The sequence below is a fragment of the Pseudomonas gregormendelii genome (assembly GCF_017114825.1).
Classification (GTDB): domain Bacteria; phylum Pseudomonadota; class Gammaproteobacteria; order Pseudomonadales; family Pseudomonadaceae; genus Aquipseudomonas; species Aquipseudomonas gregormendelii.
The window spans coordinates 32,416-52,072 of the sequence record NZ_JADEVO010000015.1 but is presented as its reverse complement, the minus strand read 5'-3'; the positions used below and the strand labels follow the sequence as shown (position 1 = coordinate 52,072).

Below are 19,657 nucleotides of genomic sequence, written 5' to 3'. Positions count from 1 at the left end.
CCGCTCGAAACTTTCTCTATCGCCCCGCAGTCAGCAATGGAACGGGGTAAACCGAGGACCACAAGACGGGAGGCGACATGGCGGGGATTCATATTGGTATTTCAGGCTGGCGCTACTTGCCCTGGAGGGGGGATTTCTACCCAAAGGGGTTGACCCAGAAACGCGAATTGCAGTTCGCGTCGAGGGCGGTCAACAGCATCGAAATCAATGGATCGTTCTACGCGTTGCAACGTCCGCAGCGGTATGCCGAGTGGTACGCCCAAACCCCGGCGGATTTCGTCTTCAGCGTCAAAGCCCCACGGTTCATCACCCACGTCAAACGCTTGCGCGACGTGCATAAGCCCCTGGCCAATTTCTTCGCCTCCGGGGTGCTGGAACTCAAGGAAAAGCTGGGGCCGGTCCTCTGGCAATTCCCGCCCAACTTCAAATTCGATGCCGAATTGTTCGAAAGCTTTCTCGAACAGCTTCCCCACAACACCCAGCAGGCCGCCGCCCTCGCCCGCCAGCACGATTCCCATGTACCGGGGCATGCCAGTATCAAGGCCTACAGGAAACGACCGCTGCGCCATGCCGTGGAAATCCGTAACGATAGTTTCGTCGACCCGGCGTTCGTGCGCTTGCTCAAGCGCTACAACGTGGCACTGGTGATCGCCGACACGGCGGGAAAATGGCCCTATCGCGAAGACATCACCAGCAATTTTGTCTACTTGCGCCTGCACGGGGCCGAAGAACTGTATGCCAGCGGCTACACGGCCCAGGCGCTGAAACGCTGGGGCGACCGGATCGATGCCTGGAACCATGGGCAGCAACCTGCGGATCCACAGCTGATCGCTCCGCGGCTCAAACCCCAGCCGCGCAAGTCCCGTGAAGTGTTCTGCTATTTCGATAACGACATCAAGGTTCGCGCGCCGTTTGATGCGCGTAGGCTGCTGGAGCGCTTCCATCTTGCAGACCGTCTGGCCACTACCCCCGGCGAGCCCGCAGCCGAAGGAGTGCTGTCATGAGCATGTCTGAACAGCCCGAGGCACCAGAACAATTGCAACCCCTCGCGGCCGTGCGGCGTTTCACCGTGCTGACGGTGAACACTCACAAGGGTTTCACCGCGCTCAACCGGCGTTTCATCCTGCCCGAGTTACGCGAAGCGGTGCGCGCCGTGTCCGCCGACGTGGTGTTTTTGCAGGAAGTCCACGGCACCCACGAGCGACATCCCCAGCGCTACGACAACTGGCCGACGATGCCGCAGTACGAATTCCTCGCCGACAGCCTGTGGCCACAATTTGCCTATGGCCGCAACGCGGTCTACCCCGCGGGCGATCACGGTAATGCGCTGCTGTCGAAATTCCAGATCATCCGCCATGACAATCTCGACGTGTCCATCAGCGGCCATGAAAACCGCGGAATTTTGCACTGCGTGCTACGCCTGCCGGGCGACGGTCCGGAGGTGCATGCGATCTGCGTCCACCTGGGCCTGCACGAGGCCCACCGCAACGAACAACTGGGCCTGCTGGCCCGGCGTCTGGAAGAGCTGCCCAAGGATGCGCCGGTGATAGTCGCCGGCGATTTCAATGACTGGCGCCAGCGCGCCGATGGGCTGCTCAAGCCGTGCGGTTTGCGCGAAGTGTTCGCCGAGCATCATGGCAAGCCCGCGCGCAGCTTTCCGGCTCGCCTGCCGGTCCTGCGCCTTGACCGCATTTATGTCCGCAACCTCAAGGCCAGCCGTCCGCAGGTATTGGCTGCACGGCCCTGGTCCCATCTTTCCGACCACGCACCGCTATCGGTGGAGATCGAGCTATGAGTATCCCGTCGATGGATAAAACCACGCTGGACAGCGTTTCCGTCCCCCCGGTGCGCGAGCCTGCAGCCGTTGATGTCGAGTACGGCTGGCAAGGCAATAATCGTGTGGAACTGCTGGAAAACGGTGAGGAATATTTCCCCAGGGTGTTCGAGGCGATGCGCCAGGCCAAGACGGAAATCCTCCTGGAAACGTTCATCGTCTTTGAAGACAAGGTCGGTAACGAATTGCAGGAAGTGCTGGTCGACGCCGCCAGACGCGGGGTGCGCGTCACTGCCAGCCTCGATGGTTTTGGCTGCGGCGAACTCAGCACGGGCTATCTCACGGCGCTGAGCGAAGCCGGTGTGCACCTGCAGATATTCGACCCGGCCCCCAAGCGCCTTGGCGTACGCACCAACTGGTTCCGCCGGTTGCACCGCAAGATTGTGGTGGTGGACGGCACGATTGCATTTATCGGCGGCATCAACTTTTCCGGCGATCACCTGCTCGATTTCGGCCCTGAGGCCAAGCAGGATTATTCCGTGGAGATCCAGGGGCCGGCAGTGGCGGATATCCATCACTTTGCCCTGCTGCAAAGTGGTCGCCCTGGCCGCGCCAAGTACTGGTGGCAGCGTCGTCGGCAGCGGCGCTCGGAACTGGCGTTCACCGACCACGATGGCCAGGTGCGCCTGGTGTATCGCGATAACGGTGACCATCGCACCGATATTGAAGAGGTCTATCGGCAGGTGCTGCGCAGTGCCCAGCGCCGGGTGGTGATCGCCAACGCCTATTTCTTCCCGGGCTATCGCCTGCTGCGCGAGATCCGCAATGCGGCCCGCCGGGGCGTGGAAGTCAAACTGATCCTGCAAGGCCAGCCGGACATGCTGGTCGCCAAGCTGGCTGCACGCATGACGTACGACTACCTGCTCAAGTCCGGCGTGCAGATTCACGAGTACTGCCAACGCCCGCTGCACGGCAAAGTGGCGCTGGTGGATGAGGACTGGAGCACCGTTGGTTCGAGCAACCTGGACCCGCTGAGCCTGTCGATGAATCTTGAAGCCAATGTGCTGATTCGCGATCGCACCTTCAATCGCCAACTGTTCGAGCGCCTTGAAGACCTGAGCAACAATCACTGCAAGGCCATGTCCGTAGAGAAATCTCCACGCGGGCGGATTTGGCACATGACCGTGGGCTTTCTGGTGTTCCACTTTCTGCGCCACTTCCCTGCATGGGCCGGTTGGTTACCGGCCCATAAGCCGCGCCTGAAACTGTTTACCCATTCGACCGGGAGTGATCGCCATGAGCAGCGCTGAAACACAGTCGGCGCCGCACGCCGAGAGCCCGGGAAAATCCCGCTGGAGTCGCTGGAAACGGCCACTGACGATGCTGTTTTTCCTGGCGCTGATCGTGCTGTTCACGATGCTCGCCCGCCGCATCGAATGGAATGAAGTATTCGACACCCTGGCGGACTTCAAAGTACGCACTTTGATCATTGCTTCAGGGCTGACGCTGGTGAGCTTTCTGGTATACGCCTGTTTCGACTTGATTGGTCGCACCTACATACGCCAGGACCTGACCTGGAAACAGATCCTTCCGGTGGGCATCATCAGCTATGCGTTTAACCTCAATCTCAGCGCCTGGGTCGGCGGCATCGCCATGCGCTATCGCCTGTATTCGCGCCTGGGCGTGAGCAAGGCGAACATCGCCAAGATCCTCGGCCTCAGCCTGGCGACCAACTGGTTCGGCTATATGGTGATTGCCGGTGCGGTGTTCAGCAGTGGACTGGTGCGCATGCCGCCGGGCTGGAAGCTGAGCAGCACGGCCCTGCAAGGCGTCGGGGTGCTGCTGTTGCTGGTGAGCGCAGGGTATCTGGCGGCGTGTCAGTTTTCCAAACGTCGCGAGTGGTCGATTCGCGGAGTGGAAATCAATCTACCGTCGCTGCGCATGGCGGTCTTGCAACTGGCATTGGGCGCGCTGAACTGGTCGCTGATGGCCGCCGTGATTTTCACCTTGCTCCCGAGCAAGCTGGATTATCCACTGGTGCTGGGTGTACTGCTGATCAGCGCCATCGCCGGGGTGATTACCCACATACCTGCCGGTCTTGGGGTGCTGGAGGCGGTGTTTGTCGCGCTGCTGCAGCATGAAGCTTCGCGTGGCAGCCTGGTGGCGGGGTTGCTGGCGTATCGGGCGATCTACTTTATTTTGCCGCTGCTGATTACGCTGGTGATGTACCTGGTGGTGGAAGCCAAGGCCAAGTCGCTGCGGATAGCCAAGAAGCCGGGTTGAGCCATTTGGTGAAACAGATGACGCCATCGCGAGCCTGCTCGCGATGGTTTCAAGAACGCCACACCTCTCACTTCGATTGAATGATACTCAGCCGTTCGCCCACCACCATCTCGGTAATCCAGTCCACCAGGATCGAGGTGTACGCCTGCTGCGACACCGGCTCGCTCAAGGCATGGTCCGCACCATCGATGATCCGATGGGTCAGCGAGTGAGTCTGCTGGCACGCCGCGCGGTAACTCATGATGGTCGCATGAGGGACAAAATCATCAGTCTCCGACTCCACCAGCAAGACATCCCCGGTGAACTGTGAACACGCGTGCAGCGCGCGATTACTGTCGGCGCGGATCAGCGTGCTGCGATAGTCACGTAAATCAGTCTTGTCCAGCTCGCGCTTGGGCGTGTGCCACTGCTCATCGCGATACAGCGCCGGCACTCGCAAGGCCAACCAGCGCACTGGACGCAATGACGTCAGGATCGACGCCAGGTAACCACCGTAACTGGTGCCGACCACCGCAATCGCCGAAGTATCCAGGGCCGGATGGGCCAGCAGCCGGTCGTAGGCGGCCAGCAAGTCGCGCAAATTGTCCTCACGGGTGACCCGGGTCAGAGGAATGCCAGTGCCGCCGGTGTGCCCCCGCAAATCAAAGGTCAGGCACACGCAACCCAACCCGGCAATGCCCATGGCCCGTTCCAGGTCGCGCTCCTGGCTACCGCCCCAGCCGTGCACAAACAGCACGCCTGGCACTTTCGACTTGGGGCTCAGGAAAGTCCCGCTCATCTGTTCATCGTCGATGTCGATCTGAATGGTTTCGCTTCTAGCCGTCATAGGATTTGACCGTTACGTACTTGAGAAGAAAGTCACTGTTTTCCGCGGGTCCGCGGTACACCTCGATAGCGTCCGCCGGCAACGGCTGATCAACGTAGGTTTCCACCGACGACACCCGTATCGCGCGCATCCCCGGATCGTTGACGAAGGACTGCAGGGCCGCTACCTCAGCGCTGCTGGCGCCGCCCATGCGCCAGGACTGCTCCAGCACCCCGCTGCGCACCTGCCCTCCGCTGTCCAGGCCTTGGGCGATATCGTAATTGCGCCGCGAAGCGTAGAAACCGGGGTAGGCCTCGTCGGCGGCGCTATCGAACACCTGGGCCTGGCGAATCGCCAGCCGCACATCTTCTGCCAACGGCAACTCGAGCAGGTCTTCGTAGTAACCCCGGACGACCAGCAGGTTTGAACCGCCGTAGACCTGCTCGCCGTGAGCATCCTCGGTCAGGTACTGATCACCGCAGTAGCTGAGCACCTGGTCGCCGATGAAGCTCTGGCCGACGCTGTGGGTGATGACGTTTTGCAGATCCTGCTCCAGTACCACACCCTCGCTGAACAAGGACTGGGCATCGGGTCTGGCGAGAATGGTGTCGAATTGCTGGAGGGTTTTGACGACCTCCTGGCCACGACCGGCGCAGGCGTGCACCGGTTTTAACCGGATCGGGCCGCTTTGCAACAGATGCTCCGCTGCGGGACGGGCGTCTTCCAGGGAAAAGACGCTCAGACCGTCCAGCACCACGTTACGCACCCGCTCGGAAAACAACGGTGACCAGCCTTCAGGCGCACAGGCATCGCGACTGAATAAGCCATGGCTGATGGCCTTGGTGCAGATGAAATCGTGGTCGACATAGCCGCCCCACAAATCTTCCGGTCCCCTAACCCCCAGTTCCCGAGCGGCCGCCACGCCTACCAGCGTCTGGGTTGGCAATAGATACAGCTCGCGACCGCCGTGTACGCTCGCGTCGTAACTGCCACCAAATTTGAGCCCGAGAATCTGCGCCAGCCAACGAGCCAGCGCGCGGTTGGTCTCCACCTCATGCTGAGGTGCCTGGGCCCGCACGGAGTGCGCGACGACCAGTTTCTTGCGGTTTGTTGGGGTCATGCATCCCCCTTCAATCTGCGTTTGGTGGATGTCGCAGGTCAGGGCTTCTGATCAAGCCGGGTGCCACCTGCTGGATGCCGCCAGTGAATCTTGCGGTTAATCACTCCGACATTCCCCCTGTTCGAGCGTTCAACTCTGGCCAGCGCCGACGCCGAAGCGACTGCGGTAATCACTCGGCGCCAGGCCGGTAATTTTCCTGAACGTGGCCCGGAACGCACTCGGGTCTTGATACCCCACCGTCCAGGCAATGTGATCGATCGTGCCGTTGGTGAATTCAAGCATTTCCCGCGCCTTGCCGACTCGCAGATGCTGGCAGTACTCGGTCGGTTTGAGCCCGGTAGCGGCACGAAAACGACGCAGGAAAGTGCGTTCTTCCAGGCCCGCGCGTTGCGCCATTACGCTCAGGGATACCTCGGTCGCGCCTGTGCTTTGCAGCCAATGCTGAACCTTGAGGATCGCCGCGTCGCCATGACTGAGAATAGGTGAGAAGTTGCTGCCGCACTCGCTGGCACTGTCGCTGTGCTCGACCACCAGAAAACGTGCGGTGCCGGTAGCGATGCTCGGCCCGAGCAGGCGGTCGACGAGCCGCAGGCCCAGCTCTGACCAGGCCATCAACCCGGCCGTGGTAATCAGGTCGCCATCATCGACAATCGGCGTCTCGGCCTTGAGCTTGATCGCAGGATAGCGCTCGGCGAAACCCTTGGCCGAGGTCCAGTGTGTGGTGGCGCTGCGGCCGTCGAGCAAACCGCTCTCGGCCAGCAGAATCGAACCCACGCAAACGCCACCCAGGGTCGCACCACTGGCGTGTTGCTCACGCAACCAGTGGAACAACGACGGCGGGGCCTGGCCCTCGGTAAAACCGGCAATCGACGGCGGGATCAAGATCGCCACCAGGGATTGTTCAGGTGCGGGATGGCTGTCGTATACCCGGGTCGGGGGCAGATCGCCGGTCACTTGCCAATGACTGACCCGCAACAGCGGCAGTTGTGCAGCCTGATGTTCGGCAGCAATGCGGTTGGCCACCCCGAACAGATCCGTCAAGCCATGTACCGCTGCCATCTGTGCGCCTGGATAGATCAGCACGCCCAGCTCGGCGACGGTCCTTTGCAGACTCATTGTCAGTTTTCCCCCTTCTATTGTCGGTGCGGCCAATCCTCGGAATGCCTGCCACACCCGATACTCCATTGCACACCCAAACACTTCAAGAGGAAACAGTCATGGCCAAGCAAGCACTGATCGTAGTCGATATCCAAAACGACTACTTTCCCCAGGGCAAGTGGCCGCTGGTCGGCGCCGACGCTGCTGCCGACAACGCCGTACGACTGCTCAAGGCCTTTCGCGATGCCGGTGACTCGGTGGTGCATATTCGCCATGAGTTCACTTCCGACGAAGCGCCCTTCTTCACTCCAGGCTCCGACGGCGCGAAATTGCACCCCAAGGTTCTGAACCGCGCCGATGAACCGGTGGTGCTCAAGCACTTCGTCAACTCGTTCCGTGAAACCGAACTGCAGTCGATCCTCGACGAACAAGGTATCAAGGAACTGGTCGTGGTCGGCAGCATGAGCCACATGTGCATCGACGGCATTACCCGCGCCGCTGCCGACTTCGGCTACACCGTTACCGTGATTCACGACGCTTGCGCCTCACGCGACCTGGAGTTCAACGGCGTCACAGTGCCAGCCGCCCAGGTTCACGCCGCGTTCATGTCGGCCTTGGGCTTTGCTTACGCCAGCGTAATCTCGACTGACGAATTCCTCGCAGCCAGCCGCTGACCTTGAAAAGAGCCAGGCCGAATCCTCCGGCCGGCCCTTGCTTTGCCGGCTAAAACAGCCCGACGGGGGAGACTTACCGTTGAAATGCCGGATAATGGCGGCCAAATCGACTAGCCCGCTATTCTGGTAACCCCCATGGAAATCAAGGTCAACTTTCTCGACAACCTTCGACTTGAAGCCAAGTTCGATGACTTCACGGTGGTGGCCGATCAACCTATCCGCTACAAGGGCGATGGCTCGGCACCGGGCCCGTTCGACTACTTCCTGGCTTCGTCGGCGCTGTGCGCGGCGTACTTCGTAAAGTTGTACTGCAGCACCCGCAATATCCCTACCGACAACATCCGGCTGTCACAGAACAACATTGTCGACCCGGAAAACCGTTACAACCAGATCTTCAAGATCCAGGTCGAACTGCCCGCCGACATTTCCGACAAAGACCGCCAGGGCATCCTGCGGTCCATCGACCGTTGCACCGTGAAAAAAGTGGTGCAGGCCGGCCCTGAGTTTGTGATCGAGGAAGTGGACAACCTCGACGCCGATGCCCAGGCGCTGCTGATGCCGGCTTCCAACGCCCAGGCAAGCACTTATATTGCCGGCAAGGACCTGCCGCTGGAGCAAACCATCGCCAACATGTCGGCCATTCTGGCGAAGCTTGGCATGAAAATCGAAATCGCCTCGTGGCGCAATATCGTGCCCAATGTGTGGTCGCTGCATATCCGCGATGCGCACTCGCCAATGTGCTTTACCAACGGCAAGGGTGCGACCAAGGAAGGCGCGCTGGCGTCGGCGCTGGGCGAGTTTATCGAGCGACTCAACTGCAACTTCTTCTACAACGATCAGTTCTGGGGCGAAGACATCGCCAACGCCGCGTTTGTGCACTACCCGGACGAGCGCTGGTTCAAGCCTGGCCGCAAAGACGCGCTGCCGACTGAAATTCTCGACGAATACTGCCTGAAGATTTACAACCGCGACTGCGAGCTGCGCGGCTCCCATCTGATCGATACCAACTCGGGCAATGAAGAACGTGGCATCTGCTCGCTGCCTTACGTGCGGCGTTCGGACGGTGAAGTGGTGTACTTCCCTTCCAACCTGATTGAGAACCTGTTCCTGAGCAACGGCATGAGTGCCGGCAACACCCTGGCCGAAGCCCAGGTGCAATGCCTGTCGGAGATCTTCGAGCGCGCGGTCAAACGCGAAATCATCGAAGGCGAATTTGCCTTGCCTGATGTGCCGGCCGACGTGCTGGCGAAGTACCCGGGTATCCTGGCCGGTATTCAGGCCCTGGAGGAGCAAGGGTTCCCCGTATTGGTCAAGGATGCGTCCCTGGGAGGTGAATTCCCGGTGATGTGCGTGACCCTGATGAACCCGCGCACCGGCGGCGTGTTCGCCTCGTTCGGCGCCCACCCAAGCCTGGAAGTGGCACTGGAACGCAGCCTGACCGAATTGCTCCAGGGTCGCAGCTTCGAAGGCCTCAACGACTTGCCCCAGCCGACTTTTGAAGGGCACGCGGTCACCGAGCCGAATAACTTCGTCGAACACTTCATCGACTCGAGCGGCGTGGTGTCGTGGCGCTTCTTCAGTTCCAAATCGGATTACGAATTCGTCGAGTGGGACTTCTCCGGCCAGGGCGAAAACTCGAATGCCGAAGAAGCCGAAACCTTGTTCGGCATTCTCGACGGCATGGGCAAGCAGGTGTACATGGCGGTCTACGAGCATATCGGCGCCAAGGCGTGCCGCATCCTGGTGCCGGACTACTCGGAAATCTATCCGGCGGACGACCTGATCTGGGACAACACCAACAAGGCGCTGTTCTTCCGCGCCGACATCCTCAACCTGCATCGCCTGGACGACGAGGAACTGCAGGCACTGGTTGAGCGCCTGGTGGAAAGTGAGCTGGACGACTACACCGACATCACTTCGTTGATCGGCATCGAATTTGATGACAACACCGCTTGGGGTCAGTTGACGATCCTGGAGTTGAAGCTGCTGATTTATCTCGCCCTGCAGCAATATGAAGAGGCGAAAGAGGCCGTGGAAATGTTCCTGCAGTACAACGACAACACCGTTGAACGTGGCCTGTTCTATCAGGCAGTCAACGTCGTGCTGGAAATGAAACTCGACGAAGACCTGGAACTGGAAGACTACGAGGCTAATTTCCGCCGGATGTTTGGCGACGAGCGAACGGATGCGGCGATTGGTTCGGTGGACGGCAGCGTGCGCTTCCATGGCTTGACGCCGACCAGCATGAAGCTGGAGGGGCTGGACCGGCACCTGCGGCTGATCGACAGCTACAAGAAACTGCACTCGGCGCGGGCCAATGTGACTGCTCTGTCCCGTTAACCTTTTAACGGCGCCCACAAAAAAGCGAAGCCATATGGCTTCGCTTTTTTTGTTTTGCGGTTCTGAACAAGCTGCGGATCAGAACGGGATATCGTCATCAAAGCTGTCGAAATCCGGAGCTGGCTGCGCAGCGGCCTGCTGAGGGGCTGGACGCGACTGCTGCGGTGCAGACTGTTGCGGTGCCGATTGCGGACGTGGAGCCTGCTGGCGTGGAGCCGGGGCGGACTGCTGGTAGTTGTTGCCCCCGCCTTGCTGGTCGCCCTGTTGTGGACGGCCGCCCAGCAGCTGCATGGTGCCTTGCATGTCGACCACGATTTCAGTGGTGTAACGCTTGATACCGTCTTTTTCCCACTCGCGGGTCTGCAGCTTGCCTTCGATGTACACCTGCGAACCCTTACGCAGGTATTCGCCGGCGATCTCGGCAACCTTGCCGAACATCGATACACGGTGCCATTCGGTCTTCTCGACCTTCTGACCGGTTTGCTTGTCGGTCCACTGTTCGCTGGTCGCCAGACTCAGGTTAGTCACGGCGTTACCGTTAGGCAGGTAGCGAACTTCGGGATCCTGGCCGCAAGTGCCGACCAATATGACTTTGTTAACCCCACGGGCCATAACGTTCTCCTAGGCTTCGCACGCTGTCGGGGCCGGGTTGTTCACCAGGCGCTCGAGGGTGGTGCGATCCAATAGTTCGGTGTCCAATTTGATGTAAATGGCTGCTTCATCAGCAACCACGACTGCGTCTGTTACCCCTACGACGGCCATCAGGCGCTCGACCAGACCCGCTTCGCGGATCGCCTCGGGCGACAGCGGCAAGCGCAGGCTCGTCACGTAGGGTGGTTCGCGCATGGTAACAGCAAAGGCCAACCAGAGGGCAGCCAGCCCGGCGCATCCAAGGAACACAGCCGACAAACCGCCATGCTGGAACATCCACCCGCCCATGATCCCGCCCAACGCCGAACCGAGGAACTGACTGGTGGAATAAACCCCCATGGCCGTGCCCTTGCCGCCTGCCGGTGAAACCTTGCTGATCAGCGATGGCAACGAAGCTTCCAGCAGATTGAACGCGGTGAAGAACACCACCGTGCCGATTACCAGAGCCCGCAAGCTATCGCCGAACTGCCAGAAGAATAGCTCAGTGAGCATCAGCGTCAGCACCGCGCCCAATAAAACTCGTTTCATTTTGCGTTTCTTCTCGCCGTAGATAATGAACGGGATCATGGCGAAGAAGGAAATCAGCAGCGCAGTGAGGTAAACCCACCAGTGCTGCTCCTTGGGCAGGCCGGCTTTTTCGACCAGTGCCAGGGGCAAGGCAACGAAGCTGGACATCAACATGGCGTGCAACACAAAAATGCCCAGGTCAAGGCGCAACAGGTCCGGATGCTTGAGCGTTGGCAGCAGCGCCTGGCGGGCCACACCGGATTCTCGATGCTGCAGCGGACCGGTGGCACGGGGCACCATGAACATCACGATGACGATGCCAAGCAGCGCCATGGCGCCAGTGGCCAGGAACAACCCGGACAGGCCGAAGGCGCGTGTCAGCAGAGGGCCCACGACCATTGCGACGGCGAATGACAAACCGATGGTCATGCCGATCATGGCCATGGCTTTCGTGCGGTGCTGCTCGCGGGTCAGGTCGGACAGCAGTGCCATCACCGCAGCGGAAATCGCGCCTGCACCCTGCAGGATTCGCCCGGCAATCACCCCCCAGATCGAATCGGCATTGGCGGCCAATACGCTACCCAGGGCAAAGATGATCAGCCCCAGGTAGATCACCGGGCGACGGCCGATGCGATCGGAAATGAAGCCGAACGGAATCTGGAAGAGCGCCTGGGTCAGGCCGTAAGCGCCAATCGCCAGTCCGATGAGGGCCGGGGTGGCGCCAGCCAGGTCCATGCCATAGGTCGCCAACACGGGCAACACCATGAACATGCCAAGCATACGGAAGGCGAACACCAGGGCCAGACCGCTTGCTGCGCGGGTCTCACTGCCACTCATGCGTTCGCTGTGGGGATCGTGCATGGAAAAACCTCATGTGAACCGGCGGCGATTCTACCAGTCCCATCGATTGACAGGGTATATCGCGACGCTTTGCCGCGCTCACCTGACAGACTCTTCATGTAAGAGAATAACCCGCTCGTTTGATAGTGTGCATCCATCCAGTATTTGGCCGTATACTCCTACGTTTTCGACGCCCGCCAAGCGAGGCCACTTTGGACAAGATCCTGATTCGTGGGGCCCGAACCCACAACCTGAAGAACATCGACCTGACCCTGCCACGGGACAAACTGATCGTCATCACCGGCCTGTCCGGATCCGGCAAGTCTTCCCTGGCTTTTGACACCCTGTACGCCGAGGGCCAGCGCCGCTACGTCGAATCGCTGTCGGCCTATGCGCGACAGTTCCTGTCGATGATGGAAAAACCTGACGTCGACACCATTGAAGGCTTGTCGCCAGCGATTTCCATCGAGCAGAAGTCGACGTCGCACAACCCGCGCTCGACCGTCGGCACCATCACCGAAATCTACGATTACCTGCGCCTGCTGTACGCCCGCGTTGGTATCCCGCGCTGCCCGGACCACGATATCCCGCTGGAAGCGCAAACCGTCAGCCAGATGGTCGACCTGGTCCTCGCTCAACCGGAGGGCAGCAAGCTGATGCTGCTGGCCCCGGTCATTCGCGAGCGCAAAGGCGAACACCTGTCGGTCTTCGAAGAACTGCGCGCCCAGGGCTTCGTGCGCGCCCGGGTGAACGGCCGGCTGTGCGAGCTGGATGAACTGCCGAAGCTGGACAAGCAGAAAAAGCATTCGATTGATGTCGTGGTCGACCGCTTCAAGGTTCGCGCCGATCTGCAACAGCGCCTGGCCGAGTCTTTCGAGACCGCCTTGAAACTGGCCGACGGCATTGCGCTGGTAGCGCCGATGGACGACGAGCCTGGTGAAGAGATCATCTTCTCCGCGCGCTTCGCCTGCCCGATCTGCGGCCATGCGATCAGCGAGCTTGAGCCCAAGCTGTTTTCTTTCAACAACCCGGCTGGCGCTTGCCCCACCTGCGACGGCCTGGGGGTGAAACAGTTTTTCGATATCAAGCGACTGGTCAATGGCGAGCTGACACTCGCAGAGGGCGCCATACGCGGCTGGGATCGGCGCAACGTCTATTACTTCCAGATGCTCGGGTCGTTGGCCTCGCATTACAAATTCAGCCTTGAAGTCCCGTTCAACGAATTGCCCGCCGATCAGCAGAAATTCATTCTGCATGGCAGTGGCTCGCAGAACGTCGACTTCAAATACCTGAACGACCGTGGCGATATCGTCAAACGCTCGCACCCATTCGAAGGCATCGTGCCTAACCTGGAACGTCGCTATCGCGAAACAGAGTCGGCGTCGGTGCGCGAAGAACTGGCCAAGTTCCTGAGTACCCAGCCTTGCCCGGACTGCCGCGGCACCCGCCTGCGTCGCGAAGCGCGGCACGTCTGGGTGGGCGAGAAGACGCTGCCGGCAGTGACCAACCTGCCGATTGGCGACGCCTGTGAATATTTCGGTGGGCTGAAGCTCACCGGTCGTCGCGGTGAAATTGCCGACAAAATCCTCAAGGAAATCCGCGAGCGCCTGCAGTTCCTGGTTAACGTGGGTCTCGACTACCTCTCGCTGGACCGTAGTGCTGACACCTTGTCCGGCGGTGAAGCCCAGCGAATCCGCCTGGCCAGCCAGATTGGCGCCGGCCTGGTGGGCGTGCTGTACATCCTCGACGAGCCTTCAATCGGTCTGCATCAGCGTGACAACGACCGTCTGCTGGGCACCCTCAAGCACCTGCGCGACATCGGTAACACGGTGATCGTGGTCGAGCATGATGAAGATGCGATCCGCCTGGCGGATTACGTAGTGGATATCGGCCCAGGCGCCGGGGTACACGGTGGACATATTGTTGCCGAGGGCACGCCCGCCGAGGTCATGGCCCACCCGGATTCATTGACCGGCAAGTATTTGTCCGGACGCGTGAAGATCGCGGTGCCCGCCAAGCGCACCCCACGCAACAAGAAGCTGTCGTTGTCTCTCAAGGGCGCTCGCGGCAATAACCTGCGCAATGTCGACCTGGAGATTCCGATCGGCCTGTTGACCTGTGTGACCGGCGTGTCCGGCTCGGGCAAGTCGACGCTGATCAACAACACCCTGTTTCCCCTGAGCGCCACTGCGCTGAACGGCGCAACCACACTCGAAGCTGCCGCACACGACAGCATCAAGGGGCTGGAGCATCTGGACAAGGTTGTCGACATCGACCAGAGCCCGATCGGTCGTACGCCGCGCTCCAACCCGGCGACCTACACCGGGCTGTTCACGCCGATTCGCGAATTGTTTGCCGGCGTACCGGAGTCCCGTTCCCGTGGTTACGGCCCGGGTCGCTTCTCCTTCAACGTAAAGGGCGGCCGCTGCGAAGCGTGCCAGGGTGATGGCCTGATCAAGGTAGAGATGCACTTCCTGCCGGACATCTACGTGCCGTGCGACGTCTGCAAGAGCAAGCGCTACAACCGCGAAACCCTGGAGATCAAGTACAAGGGCAAGAACATTCACGAAACCCTCGAGATGACCATCGAGGAAGCCCGGGTATTCTTCGATGCGGTTCCGGCTCTGGCGCGCAAGCTTCAGACCCTGATGGACGTGGGCTTGTCCTACATCAAGCTCGGACAGTCGGCGACTACCTTGTCCGGCGGTGAAGCCCAGCGGGTCAAACTGTCCCGCGAGCTGTCGAAACGTGACACGGGCAAGACCCTGTACATCCTCGATGAGCCGACCACCGGCTTGCACTTCGCGGATATCCAGCAACTGCTCGATGTATTGCACCGTCTGCGCGACCACGGCAATACCGTGGTAGTGATCGAGCACAATCTGGATGTGATCAAGACAGCTGACTGGCTGGTGGATCTTGGCCCGGAGGGTGGTTCCAAGGGTGGGCAGATCATTGCAGTGGGCACACCCGAAGAAGTGTCCGAGATGAAGCAGTCTCACACCGGTTTTTATCTCAAGCCGTTGCTGGCTCGCGACCGGGACTGATCTGCGCCCATGAAAAAGCCCCTGTCACTTTGTCGGTGACAGGGGCTTTTTTGTATCTTCTATAGGCTTCGGCAGCTCCTACGTGGGAATGCGCGCACCTGTAGGCGCTGCCGAAGGCTGCGATCTTTTGGATCAGAACTGCGATTGCAGGTAATTCTCCAGGCCGATCAACTTGATCAGGCCCAACTGCTTCTCGAGCCAGTAGGTGTGATCTTCTTCGGTGTCGTTCAACTGAATACGCAGGATCTCGCGGCTGACGTAGTCCTTATGCAACTCGCAGAGCTCGATGCCCTTGCACAGTGCGGCGCGGACTTTGTATTCCAGGCGCAGGTCGGCGGCGAGCATGTCCGGCACGGTGGTGCCCACATCCAGGTCGTCCGGACGCATGCGTGGCGTGCCTTCGAGCATGAGGATGCGACGCATCAGGGCGTCAGCGTGCTGCGCCTCTTCTTCCATCTCGTGGTTGATACGTTCGTAGAGCTCGGTGAACCCCCAGTCCTCATACATCCGCGAGTGAACAAAATACTGGTCACGCGCGGCGAGTTCGCCGGTCAGCAACGTGTTGAGGTAATCGATAACATCTGGGTGGCCTTGCATCGCCCTACATCTCCCTGCTTGAAAGTCTGTAGTTTGAACCAACATGCCCGGAACGTCACTCGCCAGACGCAATAAATGCGAAGATATTCAGACAAAACCGGCCTAAATAACGCAAAAACCGCCCAAATGAGGGCGGTTCTGCTTCTCGTTTAGACTTCGTTAATCTGTACGTTGAGTGCCTTTGCGATTGCTTCTCCATACGCCGGATCGGCCTTGAAGAAATGTTGCAGCTGACGATCAACCACGTCGCTGGAAACACCCGACATCGCTCCAGAGATGTTGCTGACCAGCAGATGCTTCTGCTCGTCGCTCATCAGGCGAAACAGCGCACCGGCGTGACTGTAGTAGTCGGTGTCTTCGCGATGATCAAAGCGGTCAGCGGCGCCGCTCAGCTGCAGGGCTGGCTCGGCGTAACGAGGCGCCTGCTTCGGAGCGTCCACGTAGCTGTTCGGCTCATAGTTGGGTGCCGCACCACCATTGCTGCCAAATGCCATCGAGCCGTCGCGCTGGTAAGTGTTCACAGGGCTGCGAGGTGCATTCACCGGCAGATGCTGGTGATTGGTACCTATGCGGTAGCGGTGGGCATCCGCATACGCGAATACACGGCCCTGGAGCATGCGGTCCGGCGACAAGCCAACACCTGGAACCATGTTGCTTGGCCCGAATGCCGCTTGCTCGACTTCAGCGAAGTAGTTCAGCGGATTACGGTTGAGCTCAAGCTCACCCACTTCGATCAGCGGAAACTCTTTCTGCGACCAGGTCTTGGTCACGTCGAAAGGATTTTCGTAATGATCAGCCGCTTGGGCTTCAGTCATGATCTGAATGCAAACGCGCCATTTCGGGAAGTCTGCGCGCTCGATCGCTTCGAACAGGTCGCGCTGGGCGTAGTCTGGATCGGTACCCGCCAGGCGTGCAGCATCTGCCGGCGCGAGGTTCTTGATCCCTTGCCGGGTTTTGTAATGCCACTTCACCCAGTGACGCTCGCCCCTGGCATTGAGCAGGCTGTAGGTGTGGCTACCGAAGCCGTGCATGTGACGGTAGCCGTCAGGGATACCACGGTCCGAGAACAGGATGGTGACCTGGTGCAGCGCCTCAGGCGAGTGGGACCAGAAGTCCCACATCATCTGCGCGCTTTTGAGATTGCTCTGCGGCAGACGTTTTTGCGTGTGGATGAAGTCAGGAAATTTCAGCGGATCACGGATGAAGAACACTGGCGTGTTGTTACCGACGATGTCCCAGTTACCTTCCTCGGTATAGAACTTCAGGGCAAAGCCCCGCGGGTCACGCTCGGTATCGGCCGAACCACGCTCACCACCTACGGTAGAGAATCGCAGGAAGGTTGGGGTTTGCTTGCCGACCGCTTCGAACAGCTTGGCGCTGGTGTACTCGGTAATGTCACGAGTTACCGTGAAGGTGCCATAGGCACCTGAACCCTTGGCGTGGACGCGGCGCTCAGGGATGTTTTCACGGTTGAAATGCGCGAGCTTCTCGATCAGATGGAAATCGTCGAGCAGAAGCGGGCCGCGAGGGCCTGCAGAGCGGGAATTCTGGTTATCAGCGACAGGAGCGCCACTGGCGGTGGTTAGCGTTTTGGTTTGGCTCATGCGGTGTGCTTCCTATATCAGGTCTGGATCTTGCCGGCTAATCGGCTTGAGACGAGTATTACCGTTGATCGCCTAATCTACAAATTCATTAATTTGCGACAATCAATAGAAAAATACTAACAACAGTCCCGACCGAATAATGACCGTAACCACCATAGGGAGCTTGTACGAGCGATGCATTTCTTGCAGGCACAAAAAACCGGGCACTAGGCCCGGTTCTTCGTTTCAGACTGACGTCTTACTCAGCGGATACAGCTTCACCGCCAACTGGACGATCAACCAACTCAACGTACGCCATAGGCGCGTTGTCACCCGTGCGGAAACCGCACTTGAGGATGCGCAGGTAGCCACCCTCACGGGTAGCGTAACGCTTGCCCAGGTCGTTGAAGAGCTTACCAACGATAGCTTTCGAACGAGTACGGTCGAAAGCCAGACGGCGGTTAGCCAGGCTGTCTGTCTTGGCCAAAGTGATCAGCGGCTCAGCAACGCGACGCAGTTCTTTAGCTTTTGGCAGTGTAGTTTTGATCAGCTCGTGCTCGAACAGCGACACCGCCATGTTTTGAAACATGGCCTTGCGGTGCGAGCTGGTGCGGCTCAGGTGACGACCACTTTTACGATGACGCATGGTTCATTCCTTACCAAACACAACGTTCGGTGATTACGACGATCAGGCAGTCGCCTTGTCGTCCTTCTTAAGACTTGCAGGCGGCCAGTTGTCGAGGCGCATGCCGAGGGACAGACCGCGGGAGGCCAGAACGTCCTTGATTTCAGTCAAGGATTTCTTGCCAAGGTTCGGAGTCTTCAACAGCTCTACTTCGGTACGCTGAATCAGGTCACCGATGTAGTAGATGTTTTCCGCCTTAAGGCAGTTAGCCGAACGTACAGTCAGTTCCAGATCGTCAACCGGGCGAAGCAGGATCGGATCGATCTCGTCTTCCTGCTCGATAACCACTGGCTCACTGTCACCTTTGAGATCGACGAACGCAGCCAACTGCTGTTGCAGGATGGTTGCAGCACGGCGGATAGCCTCTTCAGGATCCAGGGTACCGTTGGTCTCCAGATCAATAACCAGCTTGTCCAGGTTAGTACGCTGCTCGACACGGGCGTTTTCCACCACGTATGCGATACGGCGAACCGGGCTGAACGAAGAGTCAAGCTGCAAGCGACCGATGCTGCGGCTTTCGTCTTCATCGCTCTGACGCGAGTCTGCCGGTTCATAACCACGACCACGAGCTACGGTGAGCTTCATGTTCAGGGCGCCGTTAGACGCCAGGTTAGCGATTACGTGATCGGGGTTAACGATCTCGACATCATGATCCAGCTGAATATCGGCAGCGGTAACCACCCCCGAACCCTTCTTCGACAAGGTCAGCGTAACTTCGTCACGACCGTGCAGCTTGATAGCCAGACCTTTAAGGTTCAACAGGATTTCAATTACGTCTTCCTGTACGCCTTCGATGGCGCTGTACTCATGGAGTACACCGTCAATCTCGGCCTCGACTACTGCACAGCCGGGCATTGAGGACAACAGGATGCGTCGCAGCGCGTTGCCCAGGGTGTGGCCGAAACCACGCTCGAGAGGCTCGAGAGTGATCTTGGCGCGGGTTGGACTGACAACCTGCACATCAATATGGCGGGGTGTCAGGAACTCATTTACCGAAATCTGCATGGATGCACCTATTTTCTAGCCCTTACTTGGAGTAGAGCTCGACAATCAGGCTTTCGTTGATGTCGGCGGACAGATCACTGCGAGCTGGAACGTTCTTGAAAACGCCCGACTTCTTCTCAGTGTCTACTTCTACCCATTCTACGCGGCCACGTTGGGCACACAGATCGAGAGCTTGGACAATGCGAAGTTGGTTCTTTGCTTTCTCGCGAATCGCGACCACGTCACCAGCACAAACCTGGTACGACGGCACGTTTACGGTCTGACCGTTAACGCTTACGGATTTGTGCGATACCAGCTGACGGGATTCGGCACGAGTCGAACCAAAGCCCATACGGTATACAACGTTGTCCAGACGGCATTCGAGCAGTTGCAGCAGGTTTTCACCGGTTGCACCTTTCTTGCCAGCAGCTTCTTTGTAGTAGCCGCTGAATTGACGCTCGAGAACGCCGTAGATACGACGGACCTTCTGCTTTTCACGCAGTTGGGTGCCGTAATCGGACTGGCGACCGCGGCGTTGGCCGTGGATACCAGGTGCTGCTTCAATGTTGCACTTCGATTCGATCGCGCGCACGCCGCTCTTCAGGAAGAGATCGGTGCCTTCGCGACGAGCGAGTTTGCATTTTGGACCAATGTAACGAGCCATTCTTT

At 59.2% G+C, this 19,657-nt stretch carries 17 protein-coding genes; 7 read left to right on the top strand and 10 right to left on the bottom strand.

The features are described from left to right. Positions 1 to 77 precede the first annotated feature (77 nt). Genes IMW75_RS12600 through IMW75_RS12585 form a run of 4 tightly spaced genes read left to right on the top strand, consistent with a single transcriptional unit; the run spans position 78 to position 4,057 of the window. A complete protein-coding gene (locus IMW75_RS12600) occupies positions 78 to 1,004 on the top strand; it encodes a DUF72 domain-containing protein (RefSeq protein ID WP_205892769.1) in 927 nt (308 codons plus the stop codon). Continuing rightward, positions 1,001 to 1,795 (top strand): endonuclease/exonuclease/phosphatase family protein, encoded by a 795-nt coding sequence (locus tag IMW75_RS12595; RefSeq protein WP_205892768.1) that lies wholly within the window; start codon positions 1,001 to 1,003, stop codon positions 1,793 to 1,795. The genes IMW75_RS12600 and IMW75_RS12595 overlap by 4 nt, the downstream gene beginning before the upstream one ends. Next, positions 1,792 to 3,084, top strand: coding sequence for a cardiolipin synthase ClsB (clsB, locus tag IMW75_RS12590; RefSeq protein ID WP_205892767.1), 1,293 nt, complete (start codon positions 1,792 to 1,794; stop codon positions 3,082 to 3,084). Before IMW75_RS12595 ends, clsB begins: the two co-directional genes overlap by 4 nt. Then, on the top strand, positions 3,071 to 4,057 hold the full coding sequence (locus IMW75_RS12585; protein ID WP_045057479.1) for a lysylphosphatidylglycerol synthase domain-containing protein: 987 nt from the start codon (positions 3,071 to 3,073) through the stop codon (positions 4,055 to 4,057). Before clsB ends, IMW75_RS12585 begins: the two co-directional genes overlap by 14 nt. 67 nt (positions 4,058 to 4,124) lie before the next feature. On the opposite strand, the gene IMW75_RS12580 is transcribed toward IMW75_RS12585, so the two are convergent. From IMW75_RS12580 to IMW75_RS12570, 3 genes are all read right to left on the bottom strand, one after another. Further along, entirely contained in the window at positions 4,125 to 4,883 is a 759-nt protein-coding gene (locus IMW75_RS12580) for an alpha/beta hydrolase family protein (protein WP_045057478.1), read from the bottom strand. After that, positions 4,873 to 5,982 (bottom strand): DUF3182 family protein, encoded by a 1,110-nt coding sequence (locus IMW75_RS12575; protein ID WP_205892766.1) that lies wholly within the window; start codon positions 5,980 to 5,982, stop codon positions 4,873 to 4,875. Before IMW75_RS12575 ends, IMW75_RS12580 begins: the two co-directional genes overlap by 11 nt. Before the next feature lie 129 nt (positions 5,983 to 6,111). Further along, positions 6,112 to 7,098, bottom strand: a complete 987-nt coding sequence (locus IMW75_RS12570) for a GlxA family transcriptional regulator (protein ID WP_205892765.1) — start codon at positions 7,096 to 7,098, stop codon at positions 6,112 to 6,114. 101 nt (positions 7,099 to 7,199) lie between these two features. Here IMW75_RS12570 and IMW75_RS12565 point away from each other — a divergent pair, with 101 nt between their 5' ends. Together IMW75_RS12565 and IMW75_RS12560 are read left to right on the top strand one after the other, a co-directional pair. Beyond that, positions 7,200 to 7,754, top strand: a complete 555-nt coding sequence (locus IMW75_RS12565) for a cysteine hydrolase family protein (RefSeq protein ID WP_045057475.1) — start codon at positions 7,200 to 7,202, stop codon at positions 7,752 to 7,754. 135 nt (positions 7,755 to 7,889) lie between these two features. After that, positions 7,890 to 10,094: an OsmC domain/YcaO domain-containing protein gene (locus IMW75_RS12560; RefSeq protein WP_205892764.1), complete on the top strand. Its 2,205-nt coding sequence runs from the start codon at positions 7,890 to 7,892 to the stop codon at positions 10,092 to 10,094. 78 nt (positions 10,095 to 10,172) lie between these two features. Here IMW75_RS12560 and IMW75_RS12555 read toward each other — a convergent pair whose 3' ends face one another. Together IMW75_RS12555 and IMW75_RS12550 are read right to left on the bottom strand one after the other, a co-directional pair. Next, a complete protein-coding gene (locus IMW75_RS12555; protein ID WP_045057473.1) occupies positions 10,173 to 10,706 on the bottom strand; it encodes a single-stranded DNA-binding protein in 534 nt (177 codons plus the stop codon). A gap of 9 nt (positions 10,707 to 10,715) precedes the next feature. Next, on the bottom strand, positions 10,716 to 12,113 hold the full coding sequence (locus tag IMW75_RS12550; protein ID WP_045057472.1) for an MFS transporter: 1,398 nt from the start codon (positions 12,111 to 12,113) through the stop codon (positions 10,716 to 10,718). A 191-nt stretch (positions 12,114 to 12,304) separates the two neighbouring features. Here IMW75_RS12550 and uvrA point away from each other — a divergent pair, with 191 nt between their 5' ends. Further along, positions 12,305 to 15,139, top strand: a complete 2,835-nt coding sequence (gene uvrA, locus IMW75_RS12545) for an excinuclease ABC subunit UvrA (protein ID WP_045057471.1) — start codon at positions 12,305 to 12,307, stop codon at positions 15,137 to 15,139. Positions 15,140 to 15,271: 132 nt separating this feature from the next. Here the strand turns inward: uvrA and bfr are convergent, their stop codons facing one another. The 5 genes from bfr to rpsD form a co-directional block, all read right to left on the bottom strand. After that, positions 15,272 to 15,736 (bottom strand): bacterioferritin, encoded by a 465-nt coding sequence (bfr, locus tag IMW75_RS12540; protein WP_045057470.1) that lies wholly within the window; start codon positions 15,734 to 15,736, stop codon positions 15,272 to 15,274. A 149-nt stretch (positions 15,737 to 15,885) separates the two neighbouring features. Continuing rightward, complete coding sequence (locus IMW75_RS12535) at positions 15,886 to 17,340, bottom strand: catalase (RefSeq protein ID WP_205892763.1); 1,455 nt, start codon at positions 17,338 to 17,340, stop codon at positions 15,886 to 15,888. A gap of 238 nt (positions 17,341 to 17,578) precedes the next feature. Next, positions 17,579 to 17,965, bottom strand: coding sequence for a 50S ribosomal protein L17 (gene rplQ / locus IMW75_RS12530; RefSeq protein WP_007896790.1), 387 nt, complete (start codon positions 17,963 to 17,965; stop codon positions 17,579 to 17,581). Positions 17,966 to 18,007: 42 nt separating this feature from the next. Beyond that, positions 18,008 to 19,009, bottom strand: coding sequence for a DNA-directed RNA polymerase subunit alpha (locus IMW75_RS12525; protein ID WP_003176403.1), 1,002 nt, complete (start codon positions 19,007 to 19,009; stop codon positions 18,008 to 18,010). Between the two features lie 22 nt (positions 19,010 to 19,031). Continuing rightward, entirely contained in the window at positions 19,032 to 19,652 is a 621-nt protein-coding gene (gene rpsD / locus IMW75_RS12520; RefSeq protein ID WP_205892762.1) for a 30S ribosomal protein S4, read from the bottom strand. Positions 19,653 to 19,657 lie beyond the last annotated feature (5 nt).

Coding starts and splice junctions, on each gene's coding strand:
- IMW75_RS12600 (WP_205892769.1), top strand. CDS start 78: ATGGCGGGGATTCATATTGGTATTTCAGGCTGGCGCTACTTGCCCTGG.
- IMW75_RS12595 (WP_205892768.1), top strand. CDS start 1,001: ATGAGCATGTCTGAACAGCCCGAGGCACCAGAACAATTGCAACCCCTC.
- clsB (WP_205892767.1), top strand. CDS start 1,792: ATGAGTATCCCGTCGATGGATAAAACCACGCTGGACAGCGTTTCCGTC.
- IMW75_RS12585 (WP_045057479.1), top strand. CDS start 3,071: ATGAGCAGCGCTGAAACACAGTCGGCGCCGCACGCCGAGAGCCCGGGA.
- IMW75_RS12580 (WP_045057478.1), bottom strand. CDS start 4,883: ATGACGGCTAGAAGCGAAACCATTCAGATCGACATCGACGATGAACAG.
- IMW75_RS12575 (WP_205892766.1), bottom strand. CDS start 5,982: ATGACCCCAACAAACCGCAAGAAACTGGTCGTCGCGCACTCCGTGCGG.
- IMW75_RS12570 (WP_205892765.1), bottom strand. CDS start 7,098: ATGAGTCTGCAAAGGACCGTCGCCGAGCTGGGCGTGCTGATCTATCCA.
- IMW75_RS12565 (WP_045057475.1), top strand. CDS start 7,200: ATGGCCAAGCAAGCACTGATCGTAGTCGATATCCAAAACGACTACTTT.
- IMW75_RS12560 (WP_205892764.1), top strand. CDS start 7,890: ATGGAAATCAAGGTCAACTTTCTCGACAACCTTCGACTTGAAGCCAAG.
- IMW75_RS12555 (WP_045057473.1), bottom strand. CDS start 10,706: ATGGCCCGTGGGGTTAACAAAGTCATATTGGTCGGCACTTGCGGCCAG.
- IMW75_RS12550 (WP_045057472.1), bottom strand. CDS start 12,113: ATGCACGATCCCCACAGCGAACGCATGAGTGGCAGTGAGACCCGCGCA.
- bfr (WP_045057470.1), bottom strand. CDS start 15,736: ATGCAAGGCCACCCAGATGTTATCGATTACCTCAACACGTTGCTGACC.
- IMW75_RS12535 (WP_205892763.1), bottom strand. CDS start 17,340: ATGAGCCAAACCAAAACGCTAACCACCGCCAGTGGCGCTCCTGTCGCT.
- rplQ (WP_007896790.1), bottom strand. CDS start 17,965: ATGCGTCATCGTAAAAGTGGTCGTCACCTGAGCCGCACCAGCTCGCAC.
- IMW75_RS12525 (WP_003176403.1), bottom strand. CDS start 19,009: ATGCAGATTTCGGTAAATGAGTTCCTGACACCCCGCCATATTGATGTG.
- rpsD (WP_205892762.1), bottom strand. CDS start 19,652: ATGGCTCGTTACATTGGTCCAAAATGCAAACTCGCTCGTCGCGAAGGC.